This window comes from Clostridia bacterium (genome assembly GCA_035561135.1).
Lineage (GTDB): Bacteria > Acidobacteriota > Terriglobia > Terriglobales > Acidobacteriaceae > DATMYA01.
The window spans coordinates 1-3,510 of record DATMYA010000083.1 but is presented as its reverse complement, the minus strand read 5'-3'; the positions used below and the strand labels follow the sequence as shown (position 1 = coordinate 3,510).

Sequence of the window (3,510 nt, the reverse complement as noted above, 5' to 3'; positions counted from 1 at the left end):
ATGGCGCGCAGGAAAGGGTCGGCCGAGTACCAAACCCCGATGCAAACCCCATAGAGTCGCGTCCGCCGCAAACGCCAGCGGCTTCCTTCAAGTCTGCTTATCGAAAACGCCTCGGCCCCAGTTTTACGTCTTGCTCCGGCTGTCGCGCGCCGAGGCGTTTCCGATCAAGCCTAGCGACTTTACAACCGCTTACCGGGAAGTAGCTCCCGGAGCCGATTCCTGGCTGGCCGTGTCTTCTGGTAGCGTTACCGTCAACCTCGCCAATTCTGGAACTGCAATTGTGGGCGGGCAAAGTCTGTGAAGTACGTGAACAACATCATGGGGCGACGCCATTTTGCTGAAGATCTTTACGACTGTTCCATCTCGAAATCTGATCAGCACGAGATCGGCGCGCATCTCGAATGCCTCAACATTGCTGTACGTCCAGTGTCGAATGCCGCCCCAAGTGTTTCGCCGTTCGATTCCTTGTTCTGCAAACATAACGCGGTACATCGCTGCTTGAAGTGGCGCGAAGACGGCGAGGAACAGCATGACGGACGCGCCTAGAACGACAAACGTATCGACATCGGACGGATGCGTCACAATCGCCGTGGCAAACAAAATGAAAGTCAGCAAGGAGCCGAAAAGCAGCCAAAGCCTGACTGTCTTCGAGAACTGAGCGACGAGATGCAAACGTCCAAGGCCGACCTCCGGCCCGTTCTTCACGGGCAGGTGTTGCCCGGCCAGTCTTTTGAGGCGGCTCTTCTTACCCACCCCGTCACCGTAACATGACGCGATGGCAGCGATACCGCAGCGCGCCATCGACGGGTAACAGAACGGCGATTGTCGGCCGATAGACGGCGTTCGCGGAACTAACGCCGCCGATGGCCTCAGAAATAGGAATCGTAGCCGATGACAGCCCACCCATCAGTGCCCTTACGGAGATCAACGACTCCGACGCCCGTCAGGTTGTACCTGGGATCTTTTCCATATTTCGCCAACTTGAAATAGAGCGACACGATCTCCGCTCTGTCTTCCCGGTACGCCAACTTCCAGGCAGATACGCGGTGATTGGGCAAAATGCCTTCGCATACTACCCGGCCAGCCGAGCAGTGGTTGGTCTTTAGGTCGGCCAGGAACTCGAAAGCAGCAGCTTCGGGCAGGCGATCACGTAGCGGGTTCCAGATGACGTGCCGCGTGGTCTTGATGTACATGTCCCCACATGCACAATCCCATTCCCCCGGTGAATACGCCAATATCGGCCTGCGGCTGAGGACCAGCGCCGCGCAGAGGCCCACGGCAAGCAGCAACACTGCGCCGCAGCATTGTGCTGTCTTACGACGCGACCACACGGTCCCATTCTCGGCGGTGGCGGACTTCATTTCAAGGGGCTGGGAAGAATTGTGGGCGAAAGACGGCCATTGCAGACTTCATTCTGCAAAGTGGGCCTCTGGGGTTGTCATCCTCCCCAAGGCCCACTTTGCTGCCACAATCCCCATTGAGCGCAATCCGATAAGGCATTGAGTGCTAATGCTGCGCGTTATACTCGTGCGCATGAACCGGCTGATGGTGGCGGTGTGTGCTATCTTTGCTGTCCTCGATTCTGGATCTGCGTATCCAAGCCAACTAGACGATGTCGCCGCGCGCGATGCCGCAGTCGCATCCATCAAATCCAGGCCAGGCGGCATCGCCGCAGACTGCCCTAAGACAAGACGCAAAGAGCAACTGGAAGACGATCTGTTCGCTCTCCGCCGTGAGATGGTCTTGGATGGCAAACTGAACGAGAGCTTGTTCATCTATGAGGTTGTGGGAGTGGGCTGCTATTCAGTGGAGGACTCCGCACTGGTCATCCACACCATCGACCATCCCGGCACCTTCGGATATGTTGCCGTCGATAAGATCAACGGCAAAACCTACCGGCTCTGGTCCGATCCAGATGCGCTGAAGGCGTTCAACCAGCTCGTAAGTGACCTCGGCATTGCCGTTCATGACGAGAATGCGGCCCTGCGCCTCGCGGGTCTTTACCGTCAGGCCGTTACGGGACCATACGAAGGAAACGCGATTCACGATACCTTCCAGTTGAAGCAGTTGTCCGAGCAGTCGTTCTACAGGGCCTTCCCCGAAGCGGGGTGGTCCAGGCGGTTCAGCGAATGGTGGACCCGTTTCCAAGGATCCAAGAGGGTCAATTTCGAGCGGTCGGCGCGCAAGGTGCCGGACGGCTGGATAATCACGGGGAAATCGTTTGAAGGTTTCAGGCTCACGATCCCACGCACAACCGTTGCGGGATGCCCAACTGTTCTGGAGTGGAGTATTCGCGTATCCCCGAGTGGACAGGTCGTGGAGCTTCCCTCGCGAGTCGTCTTCCGGTAAGGTGATGCCTTCGCGGGCGAAGAACCTGTCAAAGGCAAGAAAACGGCCATCACGGAGAATAGGCCGCTAACGGCGATCTGGGCCTACTTCATCGGAGCGGAGTTGTCTGGGAGATAGAATGCTGTCCCGAATCTCGAAAATATCCCGACCTCGGGGTACGGACGGTCTGTTGCGGTTCGCCTCAGCCACAGCGTCAGTACCCAGGTGGCAGTTCTTGTACTTCTTGCCGCTGCCACACCAACAAGGAGCGTTCCTACCTTGCTTCTTCTTCGGCATCGCTTCCCCACAATCAGTGTATCGCTGGAAAAGGGGTCCAAGTGGGCGAAATACGGGGATACCGGAAAACGAGCCTAATCACTTGACCCTGTGGTCGTCGAATCGGAAGCAAGCCCAATCCCGCTGGTCCGTCCCCGACGCGAAGAACTGCCTTTCGTCACGGCCAAATCGTGGGTGTTGCCGGGCTAACCGGGCGTGCTGGTCTGGCTAGCCCCAAACACCCACCACCCAACCCCCATCACCTACTGCACAGTAGCCATGTCCTGCGCCGCCTGGAACTTCACCGACACCAGCTTCGAAACCCCAGGCTCCTGCATGGTCACCCCGTACATCGATTGCGCCGCCTCCATGGTCTTCTTGGAGTGCGTAATCAGCACAAACTGCGTCTGCAGGGACATGTCCTTCAGCAGCGCCGTCAACCGCCCGATATTCGATTCATCGAGCGGCGCGTCCACCTCGTCCATGATGCAGAACGGGCTGGGCTGATAACGGAAGATTGCCATCAGCAGCGCCACCGCAGCCAGTGCCTTCTCACCGCCCGAAAGCAGCAGCACATTCTGCAGCTTCTTGCCCGGAGGCGAGGCCACAATGTCGATTCCCGACTCGTTGATGTTCTCCGCGTCGGTGAGCCGCATCTCGCCCGTGCCGCCGCCGAACAGCGTCTGGAAGGCCACCCGGAAGTTGCCGTTGATGGCCTCGAACGCCTCCGCGAATTTCTGCCGCGAGATCACGTCGATATCCTGAATCGCCCTTTCGGTGTCCCGGATCGAGTCCAGCAGGTCCTGCCGCTGCGCGCTCAGGAAGTCGTGCCGCTGCTGCGCTTCCTCGTATTCTTCGTTGGCCTGCGCATTCACCGGCCCCAGCGCCTCAATCCGCGCCCGCACT

General features: G+C 58.5%; 5 protein-coding genes. 1 reads left to right on the top strand and 4 read right to left on the bottom strand.

The genetic code is table 11. The features are described from left to right. Positions 1–189 precede the first annotated feature (189 nt). Both VN622_16595 and VN622_16590 read right to left on the bottom strand, forming a co-directional pair. A complete protein-coding gene (locus tag VN622_16595) occupies positions 190–753 on the bottom strand; it encodes a hypothetical protein (protein ID HWR37483.1) in 564 nt (187 codons plus the stop codon). A gap of 116 nt (positions 754–869) precedes the next feature. Then, positions 870–1,361 (bottom strand): hypothetical protein, encoded by a 492-nt coding sequence (locus VN622_16590; GenBank protein HWR37482.1) that lies wholly within the window; start codon positions 1,359–1,361, stop codon positions 870–872. Between the two features lie 148 nt (positions 1,362–1,509). On the opposite strand from VN622_16590, the gene VN622_16585 reads away from it, so the two are divergent. Next, positions 1,510–2,349, top strand: coding sequence for a hypothetical protein (locus tag VN622_16585; GenBank protein ID HWR37481.1), 840 nt, complete (start codon positions 1,510–1,512; stop codon positions 2,347–2,349). A gap of 66 nt (positions 2,350–2,415) precedes the next feature. Here the strand turns inward: VN622_16585 and VN622_16580 are convergent, their stop codons facing one another. Both VN622_16580 and VN622_16575 read right to left on the bottom strand, forming a co-directional pair. Continuing rightward, positions 2,416–2,625: an SEC-C metal-binding domain-containing protein gene (locus tag VN622_16580; GenBank protein HWR37480.1), complete on the bottom strand. Its 210-nt coding sequence runs from the start codon at positions 2,623–2,625 to the stop codon at positions 2,416–2,418. A 242-nt stretch (positions 2,626–2,867) separates the two neighbouring features. Continuing rightward, positions 2,868–3,510: chromosome segregation protein SMC (locus tag VN622_16575; GenBank protein ID HWR37479.1), on the bottom strand; the 643-nt coding region annotated here is incomplete at its 5' end.